Origin of the sequence: Duganella vulcania (assembly GCF_009857655.1) — a bacterium.
GTDB classification, from domain to species: Bacteria; Pseudomonadota; Gammaproteobacteria; order Burkholderiales; family Burkholderiaceae_D; genus Rugamonas; species Rugamonas vulcania.
On record NZ_WWCX01000099.1, the window covers coordinates 1 to 23,438 of the forward strand.

Below are 23,438 nucleotides of genomic sequence, written 5' to 3' on the forward strand. Positions count from 1 at the left end.
AAGCGTTGTGTCCGTCAGCGAAGAAGAAAGAGTATGAAGCGTTTAGATCGTTTCGTCAACCCCTTCTTTTTTCTCGTTTCACTCAGCAACATGTGCTGTGTTCTGCGAGGGGGCGAACTATAGCAAAGCGAGTGCGGGTTCCGCAAGGGCTATTTACGGGAACACGAATGATTTCACCAGCGTCAGCTCGCCAGCTGCGCGCATCGGCACTTGATAGGTTTGCAGCCTTTCACGCGGCGTGCCTTCATTGGTGATGATGGAGACCCGTGCCACGGTGAGTGTGGACGTGTCAGCGCCGCTGCCGAAGTAATTGACGTAGACGTGATAGTTACCCTTCTGCGGCGAGGCGCTGGAAAAGATCTCCGGCCCGTAGCCGGTCGTCACGTCCACATCCAGCGCCGAGCCGTCTGGTAATACGCGATTGCCGTACCAGGCGTGACCGCCGTCCGGGGTCACAACATGCAGATCGAGATCGGTGCCGGCGCTATCCCAGGACAGCACCACCCGCAAGCGCGCCTGGGTCTTCCCCTGGTAGCTGTCGACAAACTGCGTGCGGGCGCGGCTCTTGCCGTCCGGCGCGCGCACTTCCACACTATTGGAGCCGCTGCCGAAACCATACGGCCGTCCATATGTGCCATCCTCCGCCACTTCCAACGGCATCGCCACGCCGTTGACCACCAGCGTGGCCGGCTTGCCTTTGGGCGCGCCGGCGATACGGCCGCGTATCTGCGCCGTTTCGCTCTGGCCCGGCTGCAGGCTGACCGAAGCCGCGGGATAATGCACCGGCTGCGTATATTCCTCGCGCGCGCCGGCGGAATTGCGCCAGCCGCCCTTGGGCGAATCGATGGTGACCTGGGCCTGCGCCCAAAGCGGTAATAACATTAACAATAACGATGGCCAGCGCAGATTCATGCTCAGTACCTGAAAGTTTTGACGAGCGTAAGCTCGCCGATACCGCGCAAGGGCACGACAAACGATTCGCGCCGCTCGCGCGGGGTGTTCTCATTGAAGACCAGCGTGATGCGGCTGGTGATGACGGGCCTCTGCCGCGTGTTCTCGTCGAAGTGATAGCCGTCGGCGCCGAAGTTGCCCCAGTAATTTATCCACACCTGATACAAGCCGTGCATCGGCGACGTCATCACGAAGTTCTCCGGGCCAGGCCCATCGACGGTGTCGGCATCCAGGCCGCCGCCGTTGCTCAGCGCCGGCTGTCCAAAGAACGCGTGCTGGCCGTCCGGCGTAATCACGTGCAGGTCGACTTCCGCCTGGCTGTCGTCCCACGCGGCGATGATGCGTATCATCGGCTGCGGCTTGCTGCGGTCTGCCTCATAAAACTGCCCGCGCTTGACTGGCTTGCCGTCCGATGAGCGGATCTCCACGCTGTTGGATCCGGAGCCGAACGAATACGCGCGGGCGTAGCGGCCATCCTCGTCCGTGTACAAAGGCGTCGGATTACCGTTGACCACCAGCTTATGGAAAGCCCTGCCCTTGCCCGCTTTATCAAGCTGCCCCTGGATCATGCGCCGTCCACGTTGCGCGCCACGGTCCACCAGCGCGTATGGGTAATTGACCGCCAGCTCCTCCGAACGATCGGTCAGGCCGGCGCGGTTCCAGCCGCCTATCGGTGTGGTCATGCTTTTGTCCTGCGCGTGCGCCAGCTGGCATGCCAGCAGCAGCGCGGCGGCGTTGAGCAATCGGATGCGGGGAATCACAGCGTCTCCAGGTTAAGGTCGACCAGCCGGCGCGCCAAGCGCTCGACATAGTCTTCATCCTGGCCGCGCGGGTGGCGGCGCAGACCAAGATGCAGGTATTCATGGGCCAGCGTGATGCGGTCTTCGCGCGTGGTCAGCGGGCGCATGAAGATGCGGTTGCGCGACTGCTCCGAGTACGGCGCGCCGGAGGCCAGCGCGCAGACCAATGGCGGCTGCGCCGGCGCCTCATAACCAGCCTCTCCCAGCAGCACGCGCTGCCAGCGTGGCAGGGCGCGCGCTAGCCACTCCTCGTTCTGCCCCAGGCGCTTGCAGCGCACGCCGGCGTTGCCAGCGGTGCTCAGCGCGCCGCCGGGATAGGCCGCCGCCAGCAATTCATCGTAAAGCTTGCCCTGCTTCGCCTGCCGGACCGCATCGGTCCACACCAGCGTGCCATCGGATGGCAGGTCGCGGTGATATCGCACCGGCACGCCGTCGACGATCAACTGGTCGGTCCAGCGCGCGATGGCCAGCGCCGCCGGTGTGGCGGGACTGGGGCTGACGCGCTGCGTCGCGCTGCTGTCGGCGATCTGCTGGCAGCCGGCCACGCTCTGCGCGTTCTGCCGCAGATAGCTGCGCGCGGCGATGGCCAACGCCTTGGCGGCTTCCGGCTCGTCGGCGCTGGCTTCGCGGTCGATCACCCGCGCCACGTATTCATTGACGCCGAAGCGGCCGCGCAATTGCGGACGGCCGTCACCGCCGGTTTGCAGCATCATCTCGCCCGCGCTGCGCAAGGCCAGGTTCTTGCCGTTTTCGAAGCGCACCTGGAAGCGGCCATTGAGCGGCCCCGCCGCAGCCGGACCATCCGCGCCGCGCACGCTGCTGATCGGATAGCGCTTGAAGTAATCGACGACGACGCAACCGCTGTCCTCGGCAGCCTGCAGCGGCGGCAGACTGGCGGCCAGTCGCGGCGCCCACTGCTGCAGCACGTTGCTGCTGCCGCCTGCGCCACCGAACCACACCGGCGTGCCGTCGGCCAGCCAGCCCGCCGCGCCGCCGAGGCGTTCGCGCTCCCTGCCCGCTTGTACAGGCTTATGCCAGGAATAGGTCTTCACCCGCAACTGGCTGCCGAACCAGCGCGCAGTGCCGGCGCCACGCCCGTCCAGCACCACGCGCAGCAGCGCCGCCTCGGCGTCGGCGCGGCTGGTGGCCGGTATGCTGGACAGCGCGCGCAGCAGGCTGTCGAGCCGCACCAGCCGTTCCGGTGTCAGCTGCGCGGGATCGGCCAGCCACGCGAATTCGCCGGAGGGAGCCGCACCAAGACGGCGCGTCCAATAATCCCGCCACGGCGCCGGCGCGATCATCAGCCGGCGTGGCGAAAAGAACGGGCCGCAGGACTGCGCCAGCGCCGCATCGCGGCCTATGCTCTGCCCCGCCTCGCAGCAATAGACTTCTTCGGGATCGCGTCCACCGCAGCGATAGTCCGGCATCGGCACATGGCTGTCGTCCGCATATATATAGACGAACAGCTTCCACAAGCTGGCCAGCGGCACCTGGCGGCTGCCATCGAACGGTTGCGGTGCCGGGCCGCCCTGCCGCAATTGGAGCACTTCGGTTTTGCCGTCGCGCCACCAAGCCACGTCCAGCGACGCCGCCCGCGACGACACGGCCAACGGCTGCACGGCCAGTATGGCCAATACAGCCGCAGGACGCAGCACGCGGGAAAGCGCCGACTTGCGCATCATTCCACCTTCAACGCGCGCATGGTCTTGCCGCCTTCCAGCGCCTTCTGCTCCGGCTGATACATGCGGTGGAAGCGGGTCGGTGGCAGCACGTAACTACCCTTTTGTGCAAAGCGCAGCAGGTGGCGCACCGTCACGGCCTCCTCCAGCGGATCGACCGGCACCGCGTAACCGTCGCGGCGCTCGACGTGACGCGCGCGCTCCAGCGGCGTCGGTTTTTCGCCCGCCATCACCATGCCCCAGGTGCTTGATTCGACCATCGCGCCTGGCGGTAGCGCCACTTCCAGCAAGCCAAAGCGATGCTTGGTTCCGGGCGCTGGCTTCAGCGTGATCTCATCCAGATACAGTTCGGCGGTGCTGAGCGCCTCTCCCGGCTTGACCAACTCCGTGGTGTAGCCGTCCTTGCCCTGCTTCATGCGCAGGATGCGGCGTTCGACCGTGACCGGCAAGGTGGATGCCTCCGCTGCGCGGCTGTCGTACTGCACCACGGCCACCGTGCCCGCAGGCGCGGCCCCCGATGCCGCCGCCAACTTGAGCTGCTCCGGCAGGGCCTTGGCGTCGTTCCAGCGCCAGACCGGCTGGCCGCTGCGGCTCTCCTGTTTTTTCCATGGGCCGTCCAACGCCAGCGCCGGCGCCTTGCCGAACGATGCGCCGCCCAGTTTTTTCTGTACCCACAACAGCGTCATCGAACGGTCCAGCGTCGGCATGTCCGCGCGAACGCTGGCCAGTACCGCGTCGGCCTGCGACGCCGGCACTTCGCCGGCCAGCATCAGCAAGGCTTGCGCCACCGGCGCCTTCGACGAGCGCAACACACTCCACGCGGCGGTGACCTGCTGCTGCAGGGCCGGCGGCAACGCCACGCCGTTCTGGCTTGCGACCACCGACGTCAAGCCAACCGCCATCGCCTGCGCTTCGCGGTCGTCGCCGGCGCCAAGCAGCAGGCTGCTGGTATCGCCGCCTGCATGCGGCTTGCCGGCCAAGGTGACGGCGGCCATGTCGTCGACCAGGCCCGAGGCCAGGGTCTTGGTGGGCAGGCCGATATCGCGGGCCATCCACAGCACCAGCGCACGGTCGATCGGCGCATCCTTCAGGCCCTGTTCACTGTACACCGTCAGCAGGCTATTCCAGTGCTCTGGCGGCAGCTCGATGCGCAATGCGCGCGACGCGTACCAGTCGGCGTAATAGGCGTAACCCGTCATCAGCGCGCTGCCCGCCGTGGCGTTGCCCCACCAGCCGAATACGGCGTTGGGTCCGGCCATCGCCACCAATCGCAGGCGCTGCGCGGTGAGCGTGGCCTGCAGGCGTTCGCGCAGCTGCGTGGCGTCCGGCGGCATGCTTTGCAGCGCCAGCGTCAACGGAATCAGGCGGCTCGCGGTCTGCTCCACGCAGCCGTATGGGTATTCGATCAGGTCATCGGCGATGCGCGCGAAGTGGCTGGCCGCCCCCTGTGCGAACGAGACGCGGATATTGCGCGCATCGGCCGGCAGCTTGAATGCTGTCTCGGAGCCGGTCAGCGGCAAGGTCAGCGTGCGGGGGCTGAGCCAGGCCGCAGGCAGGGTTTGCATCGTGGTGTCCAGCGCGTCGACCAGTTTGCCGTCCTGCTTGAGCTCCAGGCGCAAGGCACCGGAGACCGCCGCCAGCGGGAACTCGACATAATTGACGCCCGGCTTGGCGCTCAGCTTCTCGGTCTTCGGCTGCGTGCCGCCGGACAGGATAACTTCCAGCGTCTGCGCGGCGCTGGTCTGGTTGAACACCGCCACCGTGGCGCGTGGCGCGTCGCCGGCACGCATCCAGTCAGGCGCGGTCCACTTGGCGTAGAAGTTCTTGTCAGAGCGCAGATAGCCGGTGCGCTGGCCCACGCGTCCTTGCGCATCCATCGCGCGGCCCGTGATGCGCCAGCGGGTCAGCGCGTCCGGCATGGTGAAGCTGATGCGCGCGTTGCCGTCCGCATCGGTCTTCAGCGACGGCGCCCAGTAGGCCGTGTCGATGTTGTCGCGGCGCGGCCGCTCCAGCACTTTGACTCCGCGCTCATTGTAGTTGTGGCGCGCCGGCGCCCCGCCGCTGCGGCCCTGCGCCATGTCGTAGCTGATGAACGACAGGCTGGCCGTGGTGCGTACATTGTTGCGGCGCGGGTGGTAGAAGAAGTCGCCGATCTCCGGCGCGATCTCCGGCTGCAGCACGTAGATCATCTCATCGACCACGCCCAGCGCCACCATGGTGCTCAGCGGCTTGCCGTCCAGCGTGGCCTTGACGTCCAGCGTCACCTTCTCGCCGGGCTGGTAGACCTCCTTGTCGGTCTTGAACTGCAGCGCGATGCGCGGCTCGATCACCTGCAGGCCGGCGTTCTCGAACACGAAATCGCCATTGCGTGTGTAGGCCACCGAGAAGGTCATGTTGGGGCCATGCTCCTCTTTCACCGGTATCCGCACGCGCCACTGCTTGGGTCCCACGCGCTGCGCCTTGTACCAGTCGGCGCTGCCGGCCATCAGGCCATATTGTTCAACCTTGTCGCGCTCCAGCGTGAGCAGCGCCTGGTCCACCTTGTCGGAGAAGGTGATCAGCGCCTCGGCCGTCTCGCCAGGGCGATAGCGCGCGCGGTCCAGCACAATCTCGATACTGCCCGGCGTGGCCTGCACACCGTCGCCGCTGACCCAATGGCTGGCCGCCGCCAGCAGGTTGCCGCGCTCGTCGCGCAGCGACAGCTGGTAGGAACCGGAATCCGGGAAGGTCACGTCCCATCCCTTGGCGGCCGGATCGAAGGCGCCGGACGTCTTGGTCTGCCGCTCCAGCTGCACCATCTCCCAGCGCACCGGGCGCGCCGAACCCTGGCCGTCGGCCACCAGGTCGAAATGCACCTTCTGCCCCGGATCGGAGAACTGACGCGATGGCTTCAAGGTATAGGTGGTGCTGGAACGCTCGATCATCAGCTCGCGCGTGACCTTGACGCGGTAGGCCGCGCCGTCCGTAGCCAGCACGGTCAGGATGTAGCGCGAAGGATCGGCGGCCGGCGGCAGCGAGAAGTCCACATTGCCGCTGCTGTCGCTGACCACTTCCTCGGTCTTGAGCGACACCGGGAACAAGCCGCTGTATCGCAGTTCGCCATCCACCATACTGTTTTGCTGGCTGCGCAGCGACAGCGTCATCGAAGCGTTCTTCACCGGCTTGCCGTCCGGGTAGCGCAGCGAGATGCTGCCCTTGACCGCCTCGCCGGTCTTGAACTCCGGCTTGGACGGCTGAATATTGATCTCGAAGTGAGGCTTGATGTATTCGGCCACGCGGAAGGCCGCGCCGTAGACGCCGTCCTTGTAGGTGAAGCGCAGCTCGTAGCCGCCGGCGGTGGCCTGCTCCGGCAGGCGGAAGCGGGTGTCGGCGCCGGTCTCGCCCGACAGCTGCAGCGTTTGCGTCAGCAGCGGTGTGCCGTTCGGATCGAACACGGTCAGGCCGATGGGCGCCGCAGCCGCGGCCTGCGAGGCGCGCGCCGACATAAACTCCCGCCCCATGAACTTGACATTGACCTCATCACCGGGCCGGTACAGCGGCCGGTCGGTGACGGCATACAGCTTGGTGTTATAGATCTCGCTGTCGTAGTAGAAGTTCTCGGACACGAACACGCCGCCGGCGCGGTCCTCGCCCAGCACATAGGTATGTTCGGGACTGCCGCGCTCCATCGACGCCACGCCGTCGGCGCCGGTGGTGGCCGATTGCAGCACGCCGGTGCCGTCGGTCCAGGCCACATTGGCGCCGGCGACGGCGGCGCTGTTGTCGCGCCGCGCGGCCCACACCAGCATCTGGCCGGACGACACCTTGGTCACGGCCATCGTGTCCGACACAAACACCAATGTCGTGGCGCGATGCTGGCCGATGATGGCTTCAACCAGGTACAGGCCCGGTTTGCGTTTGCCGAGCGGGATCATGACATTGCCGGCGCCGGGGACCACGAAGTCGCTGCTCGATCCGTCGAGCTTCACGCCCTTGGGCGGCGCGATCGGCGCGGCCTGCCAGATCGGATAGCGGAAGCTGTCGACCAGCTCCATGCCCTTGATCGGTTTGTACTGCGGATTATTGGCGAACACCGTCGGCCGGCGGATCGCGACGTTGGTGGCCAGCTTGGGATGCTCGCTGGTCACCGAGAGGCGCGCTTCGGCCGAGAACAGCTTGCGCCAGAAGAGGCGCGACTGCTTCCACCAGCTGTCCCACAAGAAGCTCAGCGTGTTGGCCAGGCCCTCGCCCTGGAAATTGCCCTCCACCTGGATGCGGTGCAGGTTGGGCTGCTTCTTCAGGAAGGCCATTGGCTCGGGCACGCGGTACAGCACGATGTCGGCGCCGGAATAGGCTTCGAGATTCATGCGGCCCATGTCGCGCCCCGGCACCTCAAGGCGCACGCGCGCCTCGTCGGCGCTGCCGTAGGTGGCGTCGGACAGCAGGAAGAACGGCTCGCCCTTGAACGGCGTGTAATAGCTCGGCTCCGGCTGCGCCACGGCGCTTCCGATCAGGAACAGGGACAGCACGCTGGTGAGCAGCAGCTTCATGACAGAAATGACAGCCGGAATACACCGGCGAAATTGGGATTGTTGGACGCAGGTTGCCACCGCGTGTCCTTCCAGGTCGTGAGTTGTTTGATATCGACGGTCCGCAGACCATTGTCGTCGGGAGTAACGGTGCCGGTGTGGTAGGCGATGCTCGCCCCCATCCAGACCATCAGGTGTTGTTCGTCGCCCTGGTCGAAGAACAGCAGGTCGCCGGGCAGCGCCTGGCTGATTTCGCGCGCGACGAAGCGGCTGTTGTGCTGCACCAGCGCCAGCGCGGTGACGAAGTGGCCGACCGTGCCGCCGGTCTGGACCCAGCGGTTGCGCAGCGCGGCCTGGCTGGCGTCGAGCTCCAGTTCGGGCGGCAGGCGGCGGTCGCTGGCGATGCCGTTGGCGCGCAGCCAGCGCGCATCGTGCACGGCCAGCGCCTCGTTGACGGCGAAGCGCACCAGGCCCGCGCAGTCGCGGTGGGTCCAGCGCGGCGACGGCCCGCGTTCGATCTGCGCCGTGATGATGCGCAGCATCCACGCCTGGAAGGCGCGGCTCTGCGCCTGCGACAGCCGCGTGGTCGCCTCCTCGCCCTGGCGCAAGGCCCAGGCAGGGGAAGCGGCCGCCGCGCCGGCGCACGCCAGCCAGCGCAACGCGGAACGCCGTTGCATCATCGCTGGACCGCTTGCCATTCCAGCGTTTCCCATGCGGTGCCGCTGGCCGGCAGGCGCTTGAGCACCATGCTGTACGGCGGATACTTCTTCAGCGCGGCCAGGCGCGGCGCCAGATGTTCATTGGCCGCGGCACGCAGCACCGGCTCATGAGCGGCCGGCAGCGTGTCGTAGGCTTCGCGCTCGATCAGCTGCGCCAGCGAGGCCGGCGCGATCAGACCCACCGTATGGCCGGCATCCGGCAGCAGATCGGAGGCGGCCGGCGCCTGCTTGCGGCGCACCGCCAGCACCTGGTCCACCAGCTTGCCATCGGCGGAGAAGACCACCGTGTCGCCCGCCACCGCCAGCGCCGGCTTGGCCTCGCCCATCGCGGTCGCCAAGGTGCGCTCCCAGCGCGTGACGCCCTTCGCTTCGGTCTTGCGCACCGCGTCCTTGCCGCCGATGGCCGCCGTGAACAGGCTGCCGTACAGCGCCTCGCCGCCCGCATTTGGCTGGCGCGTCGCCACGAACACCGGCGTATGCAAACGCGATCCGCCGTACCAGCACGCGGCGGCCGGGCCTTGCAACTGGGTTGCCAGCGGCAGCACCGGTTCCGAGGTCTTGCCGCTCATTTTCTTGAGCATGGGCTGCAGCGCGTCCCAGTCCACCGGCACACTGAAGCAGGCGCTCGGATCGTTCGGCAGCACCGGCCACAAGGCGGCGTTGTCGTAGCCGCCCTTGTGCAGCTTGTCCGCGTTGACCAGCACCTCCGAGCGCCAGGCGCCCTTGGTGAAGTCGAAGCGCAGCGCCTCCAGCGCGCCGAAGAAGGGTTGGTAGCCGAAGGACAGGAAGTCCGCCTTGACGGCGATGCTGTGGCCATCCGGCGCCGCCTGGTCGAGATGGAACTGCGGATGGAAGATGTTCTGCTTGGACTGGTCCGATGCCAGCAGGCTGGCGACGGTCTTGCCGGCCGCGCTGTCGGCGCTCTTGCCCTGCGCGCCGCCATACAGCATGCCGGGATGCGACAGGATCACCAGCCGCTGGCCGTGCGCGGCGAACAGCATGGTGCGGTTGTAGGCGTAGTTGAGCGCATACACCGGCACCTTGTCGCCGTCGACGCGCAGCTCGCCGGCCACGCTCATTTGCGTGTCCTTGAGCGCGACCTTGCCCGCTTCCTCCAGCAAGCGTGTCAGCTGGTTGCGCGAGACGGCGATGGCGAAGTGCTTGAGCGAGCCGTCGGCGTCGCGCCAAAGCGCCACTTCCGCCGGCTGGTCCAGCACCATGCGCAGCAGCTGGTCGCCCCAGCCCAGTTCATGTTCGTAGGCGATGCGCCGCAGGCTGCCCTTGAGGCCCAGCCGGTCCTCGCTTTGCTCGTAGTAGAACAGGAATTCCTCGCGCAGCACGTCGCGCGCCAGCGGCACCGTCAGCAGGTCGCGCGGCAGCGACGACAGGCTCCTGGTCATCACCAGCGCGTCCGGCCGGGACAAGTCCAGCTTCAAGCTGTTGACGTCCCCCATGAGATTCCAGCCCAGGAGCCGGTAAGCGGCTACCGCGGCCAGCACCACCGCGCCTCCGGCGAGCGATCCGACCAGTATTTTTTTATTCATGGACGACGATTGCCAAGTTAGTAATAAGTTATAAATAATAACATGCCAACTCGGCAACCCAGGGCGCGCACGGTACGAAAGCGTAAAATAGCGGTTTCGCCGATCCGCACACCCGCCATGTCCATCCTGCTCACCACCCTCAACGCCCGCTACACCCACGCCTCGCTGGGCCTGCGCTATCTTCTGGCGAACATGGGCGAGCTGCAGGAACAGACACGCCTGCAGGAATTCGTCATCGGCGCCAAGACCACCGAGATCGTCGAACGCATCCTGGCGCACGCGCCGAAGATCGTCGGTTTCGGCATCTATATCTGGAACGTCGAGGAGACCACCAAGGTCGTGGCCATGCTCAAGCGCGTGGCGCCGCACGTGACGGTGGTGCTGGGCGGGCCCGAGGTGTCCTACGAATCGAACGAGCAGGAAATCGTCAAGCTGGCCGACTACCTGATCACCGGCTGGGGCGACATCACCTTCCCCAAGCTGTGCGGCGAGATCCTCAACGGCCCCAAGCCGCTGATGAAGATCCACGCCGGCGTGCAGCCGCCGATGGCCGAGATCAAGCTGCCCTACTCGCTCTACACCGACGACGACATCAAGAACCGCACCATCTACGTGGAAGCCTCGCGCGGCTGCCCGTTCAAGTGCGAGTTCTGCCTGTCTGCCCTGGACAAGACGGCGTGGCCGTTCGCGCTCGACCACTTCCTGGCCGAGATGGAGGCGCTGCACGCGCGCGGCGCGCGGCTGTTCAAGTTCGTCGACCGCACCTTCAACCTGAATATCAAGACCAGCCTGAAGATCATGCAGTTCTTCCTCGATAAGCTGGAGGCGAATCCGGACGATCCGGTCTACGCCCACTTCGAGCTGGTGCCGGACCACCTGCCGGACGCACTGAAAGAGGGCATCAGCAAATTCCCGCACGGCGCGCTGCAGTTCGAGATCGGCATCCAGAGCTTCAACCCGGCGGTGCAGACGCTGGTCAGCCGCAAACAGGACAACCAGAAGGCCGCCGACAACATCCGCTGGCTGACCGACCACTCCAACGCCCACATGCACGTGGACCTGATCGCCGGCCTGCCCGGGGAGACGGTGGAGAGCTTCGCCGAAGGCTTCAACAAGCTGTGGGCCTTGAATCCGCACGAGATCCAGTTCGGCATCCTCAAGCGGCTGCGCGGCACGCCCATCATCCGCCACACGCAGGAATACGGCCTGGTGTTCGAGCCGTACGCACCCTACACCATCCTGGCCAACCGCGACATCGACTTCCCGACCATGCAGCGGCTGGTGCGCTTTGCGCGCTACTGGGACCTGGTGGCCAACTCCGGCCGCTTCGGCCACACGCTGCCGGTGCTGCTGGGCGACGATGCCTTCGGCCGTTTCATGGCCTTCTCGGACTGGCTGTACGCGAACACAGACGCCACCCACCGCATCGCGCTGGAGCGCCTGGTGGCGATGGTGGCCAAATACCTGCACGGCCAGGGCATGGACAAGGAGGCCGCGGAGGCGCTGCTGGCCAGCGATTACGCCGGCGCCAAGCCCAGGGCCGCCGAGACGCCGGCGCCCAAAAGGCAGGCCCGCAGGCTGGCCGCGTGAGCGGGGCCGCCGGCTCCCGCACAAGCACAGGTGGCGGCCAGGGCCAAACTCCCTTAAACTGACGCAATGCCTATCGCCAAAGAGCCCACTCTTACCCTCAATCCCGGTGCTGCCAAGGGACCTTCGGTCGCCGCCGGCGGCACCTGGCAAGTGCACGCTCTGGCCCAGGGCAAGACCATGGCCACCATCACGGCGATGATCAAGACCCTCAAGGCCGACGGCGTCAAATGGGACCTGACGGCGATCGACAGCATGGACCACATCGGCGCCCAGCTGCTGTGGAACGCCTGGGGCAAGACCCGGCCGGCCGACCTGCAACTGGCGCCCGGCCAGGAAGAATTCTTCAACCGCCTCGAATCGACCGGCAAGCTGGAACTGCCGGCGGCCCGCCCGCAGCGCCTGACGTGGGTGATGAAGCTCGGCTTCGCGATGCTGCTGTTCTTCGAGCACCTGATCGCCCTCACCTCGCTGATCGGCCAGGTGGTGCAGGAACTGTGGCGCTTCGCGCGCGCGCCGATGCGCGGGCCGTGGAAGGAAATCTCCGCGAACATCTTCCACGCCGGCTTCCAGGCGCTGGGCATCACGGCGCTGGTCGGATTTTTGATCGGCGTGGTGTTCTCCTACCTGTCGGCGCAGCAGCTGCGCAACTTCGGCGGCGACATCTTCCTGGTCAACCTGCTCGGCATGAGCATCATCCGCGAACTGGGACCGCTGCTGGCGGCCATCCTGGTGGCCGGCCGCTCCGGTTCCTCCATCACCGCGCAGCTGGGCGTGATGCGCGTGACCGAGGAGCTGGACGCCATGCTGGTGATGGGTATCTCGCACGGCTTCCGCCTGATCATGCCCAAGGTGCTGGCCCTGGCCATCGCCATGCCGCTGCTGGTGATCTGGACCGACACCATTGCGCTGTTGGGGGGCATGGTGTCGGCCAAGGTGGAACTGAACCTGTCGCCGCAATACTTCATCCTCAAGCTGCCGGACGCGGTGCCGCTGGCGAACTACATGATCGGCCTTGGCAAGGGCACGGTGTTCGGCATCCTGATCGCGCTGGTGTCGTGCCACTTCGGCCTGCGCATCAAGCCGAACACGGAAAGCCTGGGGCGCGGCACCACCACCTCGGTGGTCACGGCGATCACCGCGGTGATCCTGGCCGATGCGGTGTTCGCGATCGTCTTCAGCGGCGTGGGGTTCTGATGGCTAACCAGGCACTCGTCCCCGAAAAAGTCTGCGGCCCCGGCACCGGCGAACTGACGCTGGACGGCAGCGTGCCGATCGTCGAGATCACCGGCCTGTGGACCAAGTACGGCCGCACCGTGGTCCACCAGGACTTGAACCTGGAAATCGTCCAGGGCGAGATCCTGTCCATCGTCGGCGGTTCCGGCACCGGCAAGACCACGCTGCTGCGCCAGATGCTCGGCCTGGAGACGCCGGCGCGCGGCTGCGTGCGCGTGTTCGGCGAGGACATCAGCGAGATCGGCTCCGACCAGCTGCAGCAGCTGCGCAACCACTGGGGCATGCTGTTCCAGCAGGGCGCCCTGTATTCGGCGCTGACGGTGTTCGAGAACATCGCCCAGCCGATGCGCGAACTGGGCACGCTGCCCGAGGACCTGGTGCGCGACGCCGTGCTGCTGAAGATGAACATGGTCGGCATGGGCCCGGAGCACGCCAACAAGATGCCGTCCGACCTGTCCGGCGGCATGGTCAAGCGGGTGGCGCTGGCGCGCGCGCTGGCGCTCGAACCGCGCCTGCTGTTCCTCGACGAGCCGACCGCCGGCCTCGATCCCGACCTGTCCGAGGCCTTCGTCTCGCTGATCAAATCGCTGCACCGCGAGCTGGGGCTGACGGTGGTGATGGTCACCCACGATCTCGACACGCTGTTCGCCCTGTCGACCCGCATCGCCGTGCTGGCCGAAAAACATGTGATCGCGCTTGGCCCGCTGCGCGACCTGCTGACCATCGACCACCCGTTCATCAAGGAGTTCTTCCTCGGCGACCGTGGCCGCCGCGCGCTGGAAGCGCTGGACGAAAAAACCAATACGGAGCACCACTGATGGAAAACCGATCCCACGCACTCACCACCGGCTTCTTCACGATCACGCTGCTGATCGCGGCCATCCTGTTCGGCCTGTGGTTCAACCGCGACCGCGTGCAGCGCGCGCCCTACGTGATCGCCACCGCGCAATCGGTGCCGGGCCTGAACCCGCAGGCGCCGGTGCGCTATCGCGGGCTGGAGGTGGGCAAGGTCGGCAGCATCGCCTTCGATCCCAAGGTGGCCGGCCAGATCCTCGTCACCCTCAACATCAACACCGACGCGCCGATCACCAGGACCACCTTCGCCACGCTGGGCTACCAGGGCGTGACCGGCATCGCCTTCATCCAGCTTGACGACGACAAGGTCGGCTCGCCGCTGCTGGCCACCAACAGCGACAACCCGGCCCGCATTCCGCTGCGCGCAGGTTTCTTCGACCAGCTGGAAAAGCGCGGCAAGGAGATCCTGACCCAGTCCGAGGAAGTGACGCGCAAGCTCAATACGCTGCTCAGCCCCGAGAACCAGAAGACCATCCTCGCCGCCTTCTCCGACGTCAGCGCCACCGCCAACGCCTACCGCGAGCTGCCGGCCAAGCTGGAGCCGACCATCGCCAAGCTGCCGGCGCTGGCCGAACAAACGCAGCACACGCTGAACTCCTTCAACACGCTGGCCAGCGATTCGGACCGGCTGGTGAAAGACCTGCAGGCGCCGGACGGCCCGATCGCCCGCATCGCCGCCACCGCGGACCGCATCGGCGGCTCGGTGGAGGCGGTGGCCGGCGGCATAGAACTCGACACGCTGCCGCAAGTGAACTCGCTGTCCGACGACACCAAGGCCTCGATGCGCGCGCTGCGCAAGACCATGAACAAGATTAACGACCGTCCGCAAAGCCTGATCTTCGGTTCGCCCGGCACGCCGCCCGGCCCCGGCGAAGAAGGCTTTTCCGCCTCGTCCAAATAAGGATCACTCAGATGACTTCCGCCATCCGCAACGCCATCGCCATCGCCGCCGTCGCCGCCCTGCTGGGCGCCTGCGCCAGCAAGGGCCAGCCGACCGCGCAATACGATTTCGGCCCGCTGCAGCAAACGCCCGCGCCCACGCAAGTGCCGGCCGCCATCGGCGCCCTGATCGTGGCCGACATCGCCGGCCCCAATGCGCTCGACACGGAACGCATGCAATACCGCCTGCTGTACTCGGACGCGCGCCAGTCGCGGCCCTACGCCTACAACCAGTGGACCGCCACGCCGTTCCAGCTGATGACCCAGCGCATGAAGGCGCGCATCGCGCAGGCCGGCGTCAAGGTGCTGTCGACCACCGACGCCGCCGCCAGCCCGACCGTGCTGCGCATGGAGGTCAACGACTTCGCGCAGAACTTCGACAGCGCCACCAGCAGCACCGGCGTGGTCGACCTGCGCGCCTCGCTGTTCCGCAACCACAAGCTGGTGGACCAGAAGACCTTCACCCGCAGCAGCCCGGCCCCGAGCCCGGACGCCGCCGGCGGCGCCCAGGCGCTGGCGGCAGCCACCGACGCCGTCACCGCCGACGTGCTGGCCTGGCTGGCGGCCCTGCCGCCGCAGAAGGAATGACAGACAACACGCCCGCCGCGCCGGTGCCACCGCCGGCCGAGGCACCGGCCAGCAAGCCGTCGCCGTTCACGCGGGCGGCGCTGCTGGCCTACGTGCTGCTGATCGTCTACGCCAGCTGGTTCCCGTTCTCGGGCTGGCACAACCAGGGATTGTCGCCGCTGATCTTCCTGGAAAACACCAGCATGCCGCGCTACTGGACCAAGTTCGACGCCATCATCAACGTGGTTGGCTACATGCCGCTGGGGACATTGATCGTCTACTCGCTGTATCCGCGCTTCAAGGGCATCGTCGCGTGGCTGATGGCGGCCGTTAGCGGCTTGCTGCTGTCCGGGCTGATGGAAGGCGTGCAGACCTACCTGCCGAGCCGCGTCTCGTCCAACCTGGACTTCTACACCAACGCCGCCGGCTGCGCGCTGGGCGCGGTGATCGGCGTGCTGACCGTGCGCCGCCTGCTGGACCAGAGCCAGCTGCAGCGGCTGCGCCAGGCCTGGTTCGCGCCGCACGCCAGCCAGGGCCTGGTGCTGCTGGCGCTGTGGCCGCTGGCGCAGATGTATCCGCAAAGTTTCTTGTTCGGCCTGGGGCAGCTGCTGCCCATCCTGTCGGAGTGGCTGTCGCAGCTGCTCGACACCGACATCGACCTGGCCAGCTATGTCCGCCCGGATACGATCCTGACGGTGGAACAATACTGGCTGTCGGAAACCATCATCACCGCCTGCGGCATGGTGGGCGCGGCGCTAACGCTGCTGTGCCTGCTGCGCAAGCCGGCCCCGCGCGGGCTGCTGGTGGGCGCCATGATCGCCGCCGCCATCGTCGTCAAGGCGCTGGCGACGGCGCTGCTGTTCTCGCCGGAAAACGCCTTTGTCTGGGTCACGCCGGGCGCCGAGGGCGGCTTCCTGATCGGCGCCATCATGCTGGCCGGCCTGGCCTTCGCGCCCCATGTGGCGCAGCGGCGGCTGGCGGTGGCCACGTTGCTGCTGAGCCTGGTGATCGTCAACACCACGCCGGCCAATCCGTATTTCGTCGCCACCTTGCAGACCTGGGTGCAGGGCAAGTTCCTCAACTTCAACGGCGCGGCGCAGTTCCTGACCTTGCTGTGGCCCTTCTTTGCGGTATGGTTCCTGTGGCTGCCTTCTCACAAGCTCAATAAGCCGTGACTAAGGGTTAGCGGGTATCATAGCGGCTACATTTTCCCCGAGGTACAGCCATGAGCGATACTCCCTACTACAAACACCACGTCTTCTTCTGCATGAACAAGCGTGACGACGGCCGCAACAGTTGCGGCGACCACGGCGCGGAGACCGCGCAAAAGCACGCCAAGAAGCGCTGCAAGGAACTCAACATCAACGGCCAGGGCCAGGTCCGCATCAACCAGGCGGGCTGCCTGGACCGTTGCGAAGAAGGCCCGGTGCTGGTGGTCTATCCCGAAGGCACCTGGTACACCTACGTCGACACCAGCGACATCGATGAAATCATCGACACCCATCTGGTACAGGGCAAGGTTGTCGACCGTCTCAAGATTTGAAGAACATGAACAAGAACGAAAAATTCACCCTGGCCGGCGGCGCCGGCCAAATGGAAGGCATCCTCGACTATCCGAAAAGCGCGCCGCGCGGCATCGCGCTGGTGGCCCATCCGCATCCGCTGTACGGCGGCACCATGGACAACAAGGTCGCCGTCACGCTGGCGCGCACCTTCGTCAACCTGGGCTACGTGGTGGCGCGCATCAACTTCCGCGGCGTCGGCGCCTCGGAGGGCGTGCATGACCACGGCCACGGCGAGACCGACGACATGGCCCTGCTGCACGCGTGGATGACGGCCAGGTATCCGGGCCTGCCGGTGGCATTGTCGGGCTTCTCGTTCGGCACCTTCGTGCAGTCGCAGCTGGCGCAGCGCCTGGCCGCGGCCGGCACGCCGGCCGAGCGCCTGGTGCTGGTCGGCAGCGCGGCCAAGAAATGGGAAATGGCGCCGGTGCCTGCCGACACCATCCTGATCCACGGCGAAAACGACGACACCATTCCGCTGATCGACGTGCTGGACTGGCTGCGGCCGCAGGACATTCCGGTCATCGTGATCCCCGGCGCCGACCACTTCTTCCACCGCAAGCTGCAGCACATCAAGGGCTGGGTCACGCAGCTGTGGCACCGCACGACCGATGTTGCCGAGACGGAAACGGACACCGCAACAGCGGATTAAACCCCTATAATTCCCACGCCTTCAACTTTTCACCGAATAAAGCATCCCATGAAAAAATTTATCGCGGCACTGGCCACCAGTGTGATGTTGATGTCCGCCGCCGTCGCGCAAACCCTGCCGCCGCCGACCATCGCCGCCAAGTCCTGGCTGTTGCTGGACGCCACCAGCGGCCAGATCATCGCCTCGCAGGACCCGAACGCCCGCATCGAGCCGGCCTCGCTGACCAAGATCATGACGGCCTACGTCACCTTCGGCGCGCTGCGCGACAAGAAAATTGACCTGAAACAGATGGTCAACGTCTCCACCAAGGCGTGGAAGGTCGATTCGAGCAGCTCCAAGATGTTCATCGACCCGGCCACCCCGGTCAGCATCAACGACCTGCTGTACGGCCTGATGGTCCAGTCGGGCAACGACGCGGCCGTGGCGCTGGCCGAAGCGGTCGCCGGCGACGAGTCCGCCTTCGTGGTGATGATGAACAAGGAAGCCCAGCGCATGGGCCTGACCAACACCCACTTCGCCAACCCGCACGGCCTGCCGAGCCCGGAAAACTACTCGACCGCGCAAGACCTGTCGGTGCTGGCCAAGCGCGTGATCCTGGACTACCCGGAGTTCTACAAGATCGACTCGGTCAAGAGCTTCACGTACAACAAGATCACCCAGCCTAACCGCAACCGCCTGCTGTGGCTGGACCCCACCGTGGACGGCATGAAGACCGGCCACACCGAGGCGGCCGGCTATTGCATGATCGCATCGGCGCACCGTCCGAACGGCGCCGGCGAGCGCCGCCTGGTGTCGGTGGTGCTGGGCACCACGTCCGACCAGTCGCGCACGCAGGAAAGCCAGAAGCTGCTGAACTGGGGCTTCCAGAACTTCGACACGGTCAAGCTGTACTCCAAGGGCCAGGCCATCGCCACGCCGGAGATCTGGAAGGGTTCGAAGAGCGCGGTCAAGATCGGCTTCGCCAACGACGTGCTGGTGACGGTGCCGAAGGGGGTTGCCGCCAAGATGAAGCCGCTGCTGGAGCGCAAGGATCCGCTGGTCGCGCCGCTGGCCGAGAACAGCCGCGTCGGTTCGCTGAAGATGATGGTGGACGGCAAGCCGCTGCTGGAGCTGCCGGTGGTGGCGCTGGAAACCGTCGACCAGGCGTCGATCTTCGGCCGCGCCTGGGATTCGATCCGCCTCTGGCTCAAATAAACCCTGGGGGTCAAGTCTGGCATTCGGACACGGGCTGTACCGTTGCGCTCGCTACGGCAGAGTTCGTGTCCGAATGTCAGACTTGACCCCAGTTGTTATGACCCCAGTTGTTACTCATCATCGGCGTGGGTGTGCTGCAGCGATTCCTGCGCCCACTTGAAGGACGCCTGGCCTACCGCGGCCAGGCCCTCCACATCCAGCCCCAGCTTTTCAGCGATCTCCAGCGCCCGCTGGACCTTGTCGCGTTCCAGCAGCATCACCATCATCAGGTAGGGCCCGTAGGGACCGTCGCTGCTGAGCAGCACGTCGCGGATGTCGTCCGACAGGTGCATCTTGTCGACCAGGTTGGCCATCGGCACGCCCAGCAGCACGTCGAACAGCGACAGCAATCCCACCAGGAACAATTCATCGCGCTTGGCCTGCGGCAGCTTGCTGCAGGTTTCCATGAAGCGCGCGCGGGTCAGCGCCACTTCCAGCAGCGATTCGTCGCGCGCCGCGTTGGCGCCGCCGCCCAGCCGGAACATCGACACCGTCAAGCCCCGGTACAGCTGGTTGCGGCCCAAGACCATGAAGGCTTGCTGCAGGCTGGTCACCTTGGTGGTCTGGCCGTTGCTGGGCGCGTTCGCCCATTGCAGCACCTGGTAGGTCATGCCCGGATCGCGCTTGGCCACCTCGATCATGGCCGGCAGCTCGGCGTCGCTGCGCAGCAGGTTGAGCAGCTCGATCGAGGTCATGCGGCTCTGGTCGATCTTGGCGTCCGGGTCCACCTTGTCGCTGGTGGTCAGGAAGTGCCCCATGAAGTAATTGCAGCCCCACGACAGGCACATGCGCTGCTCGTCCCAGGTCTCGACGCCGTCCACCGCCAGCTTCATGTCCGGATAGCGCATGCGCAACTGCTTGATCAGGGACTGGAAATCGGCCAGCGTGTGCTCGCCCAGCGACAGCATGGCGACGTCGCACAGCGCCAGCAGCGGCGCGTCGGCCGGGTCCAGGCTGATGCCGCGCAGCGCCAGCTTGCAGCCGGTCTGGCGCAGCGCCGTCATGCGGCCGGCGATCTGGTCCACCGGCAGGCCGGCGGCCTGGTTGCGGTCCAGCAGGAATACGGTATGCGGCGCCACCAGCGGCAGGTGGCGGTTGAACACCACCGCGTCCATGCTCACCTGCACCAGCGCCATGCGGGTCTGCGCGAACTGCGGCAGGCGCGCGGCCACCAGCGTCTCGATCTGCACCGGTTCGGGCAGCGGCGCGCGGTTGCCGCCGAAGGGCACGGAAAAACGGTAGCCGCACAAGCGGTGGCGCTCGTCGACAATTTCCGCGCGCACCACGATGGCCTCGGGGTCGCCCTCGTGCGCCGGCGCGGCCACGGGCGCGGCCGCCTTGGCGGGCGCGGCGGCCGGCTCCGGAGCGGCCTCCGGCTTGGATTTCAGAAACGATAAGAAGCCCACTTGCTCACCCTCCATCACCGTCTATCTCTGCCGATCATACAACGAAAAACCAGGCTAAGAACGCTTGCCACAGAAAAATTCATTTCCAGCCGAACACACGGCGGCATGCTCGTCCGGCAAGCTTGTCGCTATAATCCCCGCCATCCTCCCCCACTGAAAGCGCGCCCATGAGCCACATCCCGCCGACCGACCTGACCTGTCCCGCCGTCGCCACCAGCCGGGGCGGACCGGCCCTGTCGCGCATCGTGGCCGGCATGTGGCGCATGAACGAATGGCACATGACGCCGCAGCAGCGGCTGGGCTTCGTCGAGCAATGCCTGGCCATGGGCGTGACCAGCTTCGACCACGCCGACATCTACGGCGGCTACGGCGTCGAGGCGCTGTTCGGCGAGGCGCTGGCGCTGCAGCCGTCGCTGCGCGCGCGCATGCAGCTGGTGAGCAAGTGCGGCATCAAGCTGGTGAGCCCGGCGCGGCCGGCGCACACCATCCAGCACTATGACACCAGCGCCAGCCACATCATCGCCTCGGCCGAGCACTCGCTGCGCCAGCTGCGCACCGACCACCTGGACCTGCTGCTGATCCACCGCCCCGATCCGCTGATGGACTTCGACGAGATCGCCGGCGCCTTCGAGCGCCTGCGCGCGGACGGGAAGGTCCGGCATTTCGGCGTGTCCAATTTCAGCCGCCACCAGTTCGAGTGCCTGCACCGCCGCATCCCGCTGGCGACCAACCAGGTGGAGTTCTCGCCGCTGCACGTGGCGCCGATGTTCGATGAAACCTTCGACGGCCTGCAAGACCTGGGCGTGGCGCCGATGATCTGGTCGGCGCTGGCCGGCGGCCGCCTGTTCAGCCGCGACGACGCCGGCGGCGCCCGCGTGCGCGCGGCGATCCAGCAGGTGGCCGATGCGCTGGGGCGCCCGTTCGGCAGCGTGGTGTATGCGTGGATCATGCAGCTGCCGGGCAGGCCGCTGCCGTTGACCGGCTCGGGCCGCATCGAGGCGGTGGCCGAGGCGGTGCAGGCCACCCAGTTCAGCCTGAGCCGCGAGCAGTGGTTCGCCATCCTGCGCGCCGCGCGCGGCCACGAGGTGGCGTAGCCGTCAGTCCGGGTAGACCAGCGGCGGCGCGATGCCGCGCCAGCCGCGCTTCCACGCCAGGTTCAGCACCAGCGTGGCGGCGATGTAGACCGCGAAGAACAACGCGAAGTACAAGCTGCGCAGCCAGGCCAGCAGGCCCAGGTTCACCAGCAGCACGACCAGCGCGCCCATGCTTTTCTTTTGCTTGGAACTGGGGAAGCGCACGGTGGTCACCATCAGCCCGCCCACCACGAACAGCAGCGCAACGATCAGGCCGCCATGCAGCACCGAGGCCGCCGGGTCCGGCCACGCCACCACCACCGAGGCCACGCAGGCCGCGCCCGCCGTGCTCGGCATGCCGACGAAGTAGCGCGGATCGGTGCGGCCGACATTCACATTGAAGCGCGCCAGGCGCAGCGCGCCGCAGGCCACAAAAAAGAAACTGGCGATGCCGCCCACGCGCAGCAGCATCGGATGCTCCACGCCCAGCTGCACGAAGCCGTAGCAATACAACAGCAACGCCGGCGCGCAGCCAAAGTTCATCATGTCGGCGATGGAGTCGAGCTGCATGCCGAAGGCGGACGAGGTGTTGGTGGCGCGCGCCACCAGGCCGTCGAGCGCGTCGAACACGCCGGCCAGCACCAGCAGCACGGCGGCCAGGCGGTAGTCGTGGGCGGAGCCGACCATGGCGTTGTCGACCGAGATGACGATGCTGCCGAAACCGCACGCGATCGACATCAAGGTGACCATGCTGGGCAGGGCGAATTTGGCGCGCTGCACGCGCGCGTGGTGTAATGGCTTCAAATTGGAGGCAATCAAAAAAGTACCGCGTGCTGCAAGGCGGGCGGCAAAGCGGCAAGCTTACCATTTTAACAGCGCGTCCTGCTGGCTCATACCGGATGCTGCCCAACCGAAATCTGACATAGAATTGGACCAGCCAGCCACAGGCCGGCGGCCCACCGTACAGGAGTTTTCATGGCTATTCACCGACGACGCAGCGCCCTCATGCTTCCCGCCCTGCTGCTCGCCATGCTGCTGTCCGCCTGCGGCGGCGGCGGTGGCGGCGCCAGCACCAGCGGCGCCACGCCGCCCGACCTGGCCCAGACGCCGGGCGCGCCCGTCTTCACCGGCAACACCGCGCTGGACGGCTACAACTGGATCAACTACCGGCGCGCCCAGCTGGGCCTGTCCACGCTGGCGCGCAACGCCCGCATCGACGCCGCAGCCCAGGGCCATTCCGACTACCAGCGCCTGAACAACACCGTCACCCACGACCAGACGCCGGGCCTGCCCGGCTTCACCGGCGTCACCCTGCTCGACCGCCTGACCAACGCCGGCTACGCGGCCACGCGCCCGTACGCCATCGGCGAGGTCATCTCCGCCACCGGCAACCCGTCCGGCTTCTACCAGGCCGAGGAGCTGATCACCGCGATCTACCACCGCTTCGTGATGTTCGAGCCGGTGTTCAAGGAGGTCGGCACGGGCGCGGCCACCACCAGCGCCAACTACACCTACTTCACCGCCGACCTGACCGCCGTGGCCGGCTACGGCGCCGGCCTGGGCGCCGGCCGCATCGTCAACTACCCGGCCGCCAACCAGACCGGCGTGCCGACCAACTTCTTCAGCGACAGCGAATCGCCCGACCCGGTGCCCAACCAGAACGAGGTGGGTTATCCGATCAGCGTGCATTCGGACACCATCCGCGACGGCGTCGGCATCACCGTGCAAAGCTTCACGGTGGCGCCGCGCGGCGGCGCCGCGCTCAGCGTGCGCCTGCTCAGCCACGCCACCGACAGCAACACCGGCGAGACCGTGGCCGCCATCATCCCGCTGGCGCCGCTCAAGGGCGGCACCGTCTACGACGTCAGCTTCAGCGGCCTGGCGGCCGGCGTGCCGGTCACCCGCAGCTGGTCCTTCACCACGCGATGAACCCGGCCGACGACGAGGTGCTGCACGTGGCCGCCGGCCTGCACCGGCTGATGGGCGACTACACGCTGTACCTGAACATCCTGCGCAGCTTCCGCCAGCGCTACCGTCACGCGGCGGCCGAGGCCGGCGCGGCGCTGGCGTCCGGCGACCGCGACGGCGCGCTGCGCATCGTCCACACGCTCAAGGGCGCGGCCGGCA

The 23,438-nt window shown here is 66.6% G+C and carries 20 protein-coding genes; 12 read left to right on the top strand and 8 right to left on the bottom strand.

The window, feature by feature from the left end:
* Positions 1-153 precede the first annotated feature (153 nt).
* The 6 genes from GTP90_RS29835 to GTP90_RS29860 are packed head-to-tail and all read right to left on the bottom strand — an operon-like array spanning position 154 to position 10,201.
* Positions 154-882 (bottom strand): DUF2135 domain-containing protein, encoded by a 729-nt coding sequence (locus tag GTP90_RS29835; RefSeq protein ID WP_254452112.1) that lies wholly within the window; start codon positions 880-882, stop codon positions 154-156.
* Positions 883-914: 32 nt separating this feature from the next.
* The gene (locus GTP90_RS37480) at positions 915-1,712 is read right to left on the bottom strand and encodes a YfaP family protein (RefSeq protein ID WP_217432047.1); all 798 of its coding nucleotides are present in this window, start codon (positions 1,710-1,712) and stop codon (positions 915-917) included.
* A complete protein-coding gene (locus GTP90_RS29845; protein WP_254452113.1) occupies positions 1,709-3,433 on the bottom strand; it encodes a DUF2300 domain-containing protein in 1,725 nt (574 codons plus the stop codon). Before GTP90_RS29845 ends, GTP90_RS37480 begins: the two co-directional genes overlap by 4 nt.
* Positions 3,430-7,959 carry an alpha-2-macroglobulin family protein gene (locus tag GTP90_RS29850; protein WP_161086922.1) on the bottom strand — a complete coding sequence of 1,510 codons (4,530 nt, stop codon included), beginning with the start codon at positions 7,957-7,959 and terminating at the stop codon, positions 3,430-3,432. Before GTP90_RS29850 ends, GTP90_RS29845 begins: the two co-directional genes overlap by 4 nt.
* Complete coding sequence (locus GTP90_RS29855) at positions 7,956-8,636, bottom strand: DUF1175 family protein (RefSeq protein WP_254452114.1); 681 nt, start codon at positions 8,634-8,636, stop codon at positions 7,956-7,958. The genes GTP90_RS29850 and GTP90_RS29855 overlap by 4 nt, the downstream gene beginning before the upstream one ends.
* Positions 8,615-10,201 (bottom strand): DUF2138 family protein, encoded by a 1,587-nt coding sequence (locus GTP90_RS29860; RefSeq protein ID WP_161086923.1) that lies wholly within the window; start codon positions 10,199-10,201, stop codon positions 8,615-8,617. The genes GTP90_RS29855 and GTP90_RS29860 overlap by 22 nt, the downstream gene beginning before the upstream one ends.
* Before the next feature lie 117 nt (positions 10,202-10,318).
* On the opposite strand from GTP90_RS29860, the gene GTP90_RS29865 reads away from it, so the two are divergent.
* The 9 genes from GTP90_RS29865 to GTP90_RS29905 all read left to right on the top strand — a co-directional run bounded on the left by GTP90_RS29865 (position 10,319) and on the right by GTP90_RS29905 (position 18,793).
* Positions 10,319-11,791 carry a B12-binding domain-containing radical SAM protein gene (locus tag GTP90_RS29865; RefSeq protein ID WP_161086924.1) on the top strand — a complete coding sequence of 491 codons (1,473 nt, stop codon included), beginning with the start codon at positions 10,319-10,321 and terminating at the stop codon, positions 11,789-11,791.
* 66 nt (positions 11,792-11,857) lie between these two features.
* Entirely contained in the window at positions 11,858-12,985 is a 1,128-nt protein-coding gene (locus GTP90_RS29870) for an MlaE family ABC transporter permease (protein WP_161086925.1), read from the top strand.
* Entirely contained in the window at positions 12,985-13,842 is an 858-nt protein-coding gene (locus GTP90_RS29875) for an ABC transporter ATP-binding protein (RefSeq protein WP_161086926.1), read from the top strand. The genes GTP90_RS29870 and GTP90_RS29875 overlap by 1 nt, the downstream gene beginning before the upstream one ends.
* Entirely contained in the window at positions 13,842-14,780 is a 939-nt protein-coding gene (locus GTP90_RS29880) for an MlaD family protein (protein ID WP_161086927.1), read from the top strand. The genes GTP90_RS29875 and GTP90_RS29880 overlap by 1 nt, the downstream gene beginning before the upstream one ends.
* 11 nt (positions 14,781-14,791) lie before the next feature.
* A complete protein-coding gene (locus GTP90_RS29885) occupies positions 14,792-15,406 on the top strand; it encodes an ABC-type transport auxiliary lipoprotein family protein (RefSeq protein ID WP_161086928.1) in 615 nt (204 codons plus the stop codon).
* Positions 15,403-16,560 (top strand): VanZ family protein, encoded by a 1,158-nt coding sequence (locus GTP90_RS29890; RefSeq protein WP_161086929.1) that lies wholly within the window; start codon positions 15,403-15,405, stop codon positions 16,558-16,560. The genes GTP90_RS29885 and GTP90_RS29890 overlap by 4 nt, the downstream gene beginning before the upstream one ends.
* Positions 16,561-16,610: 50 nt before the next feature.
* Complete coding sequence (locus GTP90_RS29895; protein ID WP_161086930.1) at positions 16,611-16,928, top strand: (2Fe-2S) ferredoxin domain-containing protein; 318 nt, start codon at positions 16,611-16,613, stop codon at positions 16,926-16,928.
* Between the two features lie 5 nt (positions 16,929-16,933).
* Positions 16,934-17,599, top strand: a complete 666-nt coding sequence (locus GTP90_RS29900; protein WP_161086931.1) for an alpha/beta hydrolase — start codon at positions 16,934-16,936, stop codon at positions 17,597-17,599.
* A gap of 48 nt (positions 17,600-17,647) precedes the next feature.
* Entirely contained in the window at positions 17,648-18,793 is a 1,146-nt protein-coding gene (locus GTP90_RS29905) for a D-alanyl-D-alanine carboxypeptidase family protein (protein ID WP_161086932.1), read from the top strand.
* A 110-nt stretch (positions 18,794-18,903) separates the two neighbouring features.
* On the opposite strand, the gene GTP90_RS29910 is transcribed toward GTP90_RS29905, so the two are convergent.
* Positions 18,904-20,238, bottom strand: a complete 1,335-nt coding sequence (locus tag GTP90_RS29910; protein ID WP_371875147.1) for an EAL and HDOD domain-containing protein — start codon at positions 20,236-20,238, stop codon at positions 18,904-18,906.
* A 167-nt stretch (positions 20,239-20,405) separates the two neighbouring features.
* Between GTP90_RS29910 and GTP90_RS29915 the strand changes: the two genes are divergently transcribed.
* Positions 20,406-21,332 carry an aldo/keto reductase gene (locus GTP90_RS29915; protein WP_161086934.1) on the top strand — a complete coding sequence of 309 codons (927 nt, stop codon included), beginning with the start codon at positions 20,406-20,408 and terminating at the stop codon, positions 21,330-21,332.
* A 3-nt stretch (positions 21,333-21,335) separates the two neighbouring features.
* Here the strand turns inward: GTP90_RS29915 and pssA are convergent, their stop codons facing one another.
* The gene (gene pssA / locus GTP90_RS29920; RefSeq protein WP_161086939.1) at positions 21,336-22,091 is read right to left on the bottom strand and encodes a CDP-diacylglycerol--serine O-phosphatidyltransferase; all 756 of its coding nucleotides are present in this window, start codon (positions 22,089-22,091) and stop codon (positions 21,336-21,338) included.
* A gap of 195 nt (positions 22,092-22,286) precedes the next feature.
* Here pssA and GTP90_RS29925 point away from each other — a divergent pair, with 195 nt between their 5' ends.
* Together GTP90_RS29925 and GTP90_RS29930 are read left to right on the top strand one after the other, a co-directional pair.
* Positions 22,287-23,240, top strand: coding sequence for a CAP domain-containing protein (locus GTP90_RS29925; protein ID WP_161086935.1), 954 nt, complete (start codon positions 22,287-22,289; stop codon positions 23,238-23,240).
* Positions 23,237-23,438: Hpt domain-containing protein (locus GTP90_RS29930; RefSeq protein ID WP_175048289.1), on the top strand; the 202-nt coding region annotated here is incomplete at its 3' end. The genes GTP90_RS29925 and GTP90_RS29930, both read left to right, overlap by 4 nt.

What these genes read in the sequence shown, in the direction of transcription:
- GTP90_RS29835 (WP_254452112.1), bottom strand. Translation starts at nt 882, where the DNA reads ATGTTATTACCGCTTTGGGCGCAGGCCCAGGTCACCATCGATTCGCCC.
- GTP90_RS29845 (WP_254452113.1), bottom strand. Translation starts at nt 3,433, where the DNA reads ATGATGCGCAAGTCGGCGCTTTCCCGCGTGCTGCGTCCTGCGGCTGTA.
- GTP90_RS29850 (WP_161086922.1), bottom strand. Translation starts at nt 7,959, where the DNA reads ATGAAGCTGCTGCTCACCAGCGTGCTGTCCCTGTTCCTGATCGGAAGC.
- GTP90_RS29855 (WP_254452114.1), bottom strand. Translation starts at nt 8,636, where the DNA reads ATGGCAAGCGGTCCAGCGATGATGCAACGGCGTTCCGCGTTGCGCTGG.
- GTP90_RS29860 (WP_161086923.1), bottom strand. Translation starts at nt 10,201, where the DNA reads ATGAATAAAAAAATACTGGTCGGATCGCTCGCCGGAGGCGCGGTGGTG.
- GTP90_RS29865 (WP_161086924.1), top strand. Translation starts at nt 10,319, where the DNA reads ATGTCCATCCTGCTCACCACCCTCAACGCCCGCTACACCCACGCCTCG.
- GTP90_RS29870 (WP_161086925.1), top strand. Translation starts at nt 11,858, where the DNA reads ATGCCTATCGCCAAAGAGCCCACTCTTACCCTCAATCCCGGTGCTGCC.
- GTP90_RS29875 (WP_161086926.1), top strand. Translation starts at nt 12,985, where the DNA reads ATGGCTAACCAGGCACTCGTCCCCGAAAAAGTCTGCGGCCCCGGCACC.
- GTP90_RS29880 (WP_161086927.1), top strand. Translation starts at nt 13,842, where the DNA reads ATGGAAAACCGATCCCACGCACTCACCACCGGCTTCTTCACGATCACG.
- GTP90_RS29885 (WP_161086928.1), top strand. Translation starts at nt 14,792, where the DNA reads ATGACTTCCGCCATCCGCAACGCCATCGCCATCGCCGCCGTCGCCGCC.
- GTP90_RS29890 (WP_161086929.1), top strand. Translation starts at nt 15,403, where the DNA reads ATGACAGACAACACGCCCGCCGCGCCGGTGCCACCGCCGGCCGAGGCA.
- GTP90_RS29895 (WP_161086930.1), top strand. Translation starts at nt 16,611, where the DNA reads ATGAGCGATACTCCCTACTACAAACACCACGTCTTCTTCTGCATGAAC.
- GTP90_RS29900 (WP_161086931.1), top strand. Translation starts at nt 16,934, where the DNA reads ATGAACAAGAACGAAAAATTCACCCTGGCCGGCGGCGCCGGCCAAATG.
- GTP90_RS29905 (WP_161086932.1), top strand. Translation starts at nt 17,648, where the DNA reads ATGAAAAAATTTATCGCGGCACTGGCCACCAGTGTGATGTTGATGTCC.
- GTP90_RS29915 (WP_161086934.1), top strand. Translation starts at nt 20,406, where the DNA reads ATGAGCCACATCCCGCCGACCGACCTGACCTGTCCCGCCGTCGCCACC.
- GTP90_RS29925 (WP_161086935.1), top strand. Translation starts at nt 22,287, where the DNA reads ATGGCTATTCACCGACGACGCAGCGCCCTCATGCTTCCCGCCCTGCTG.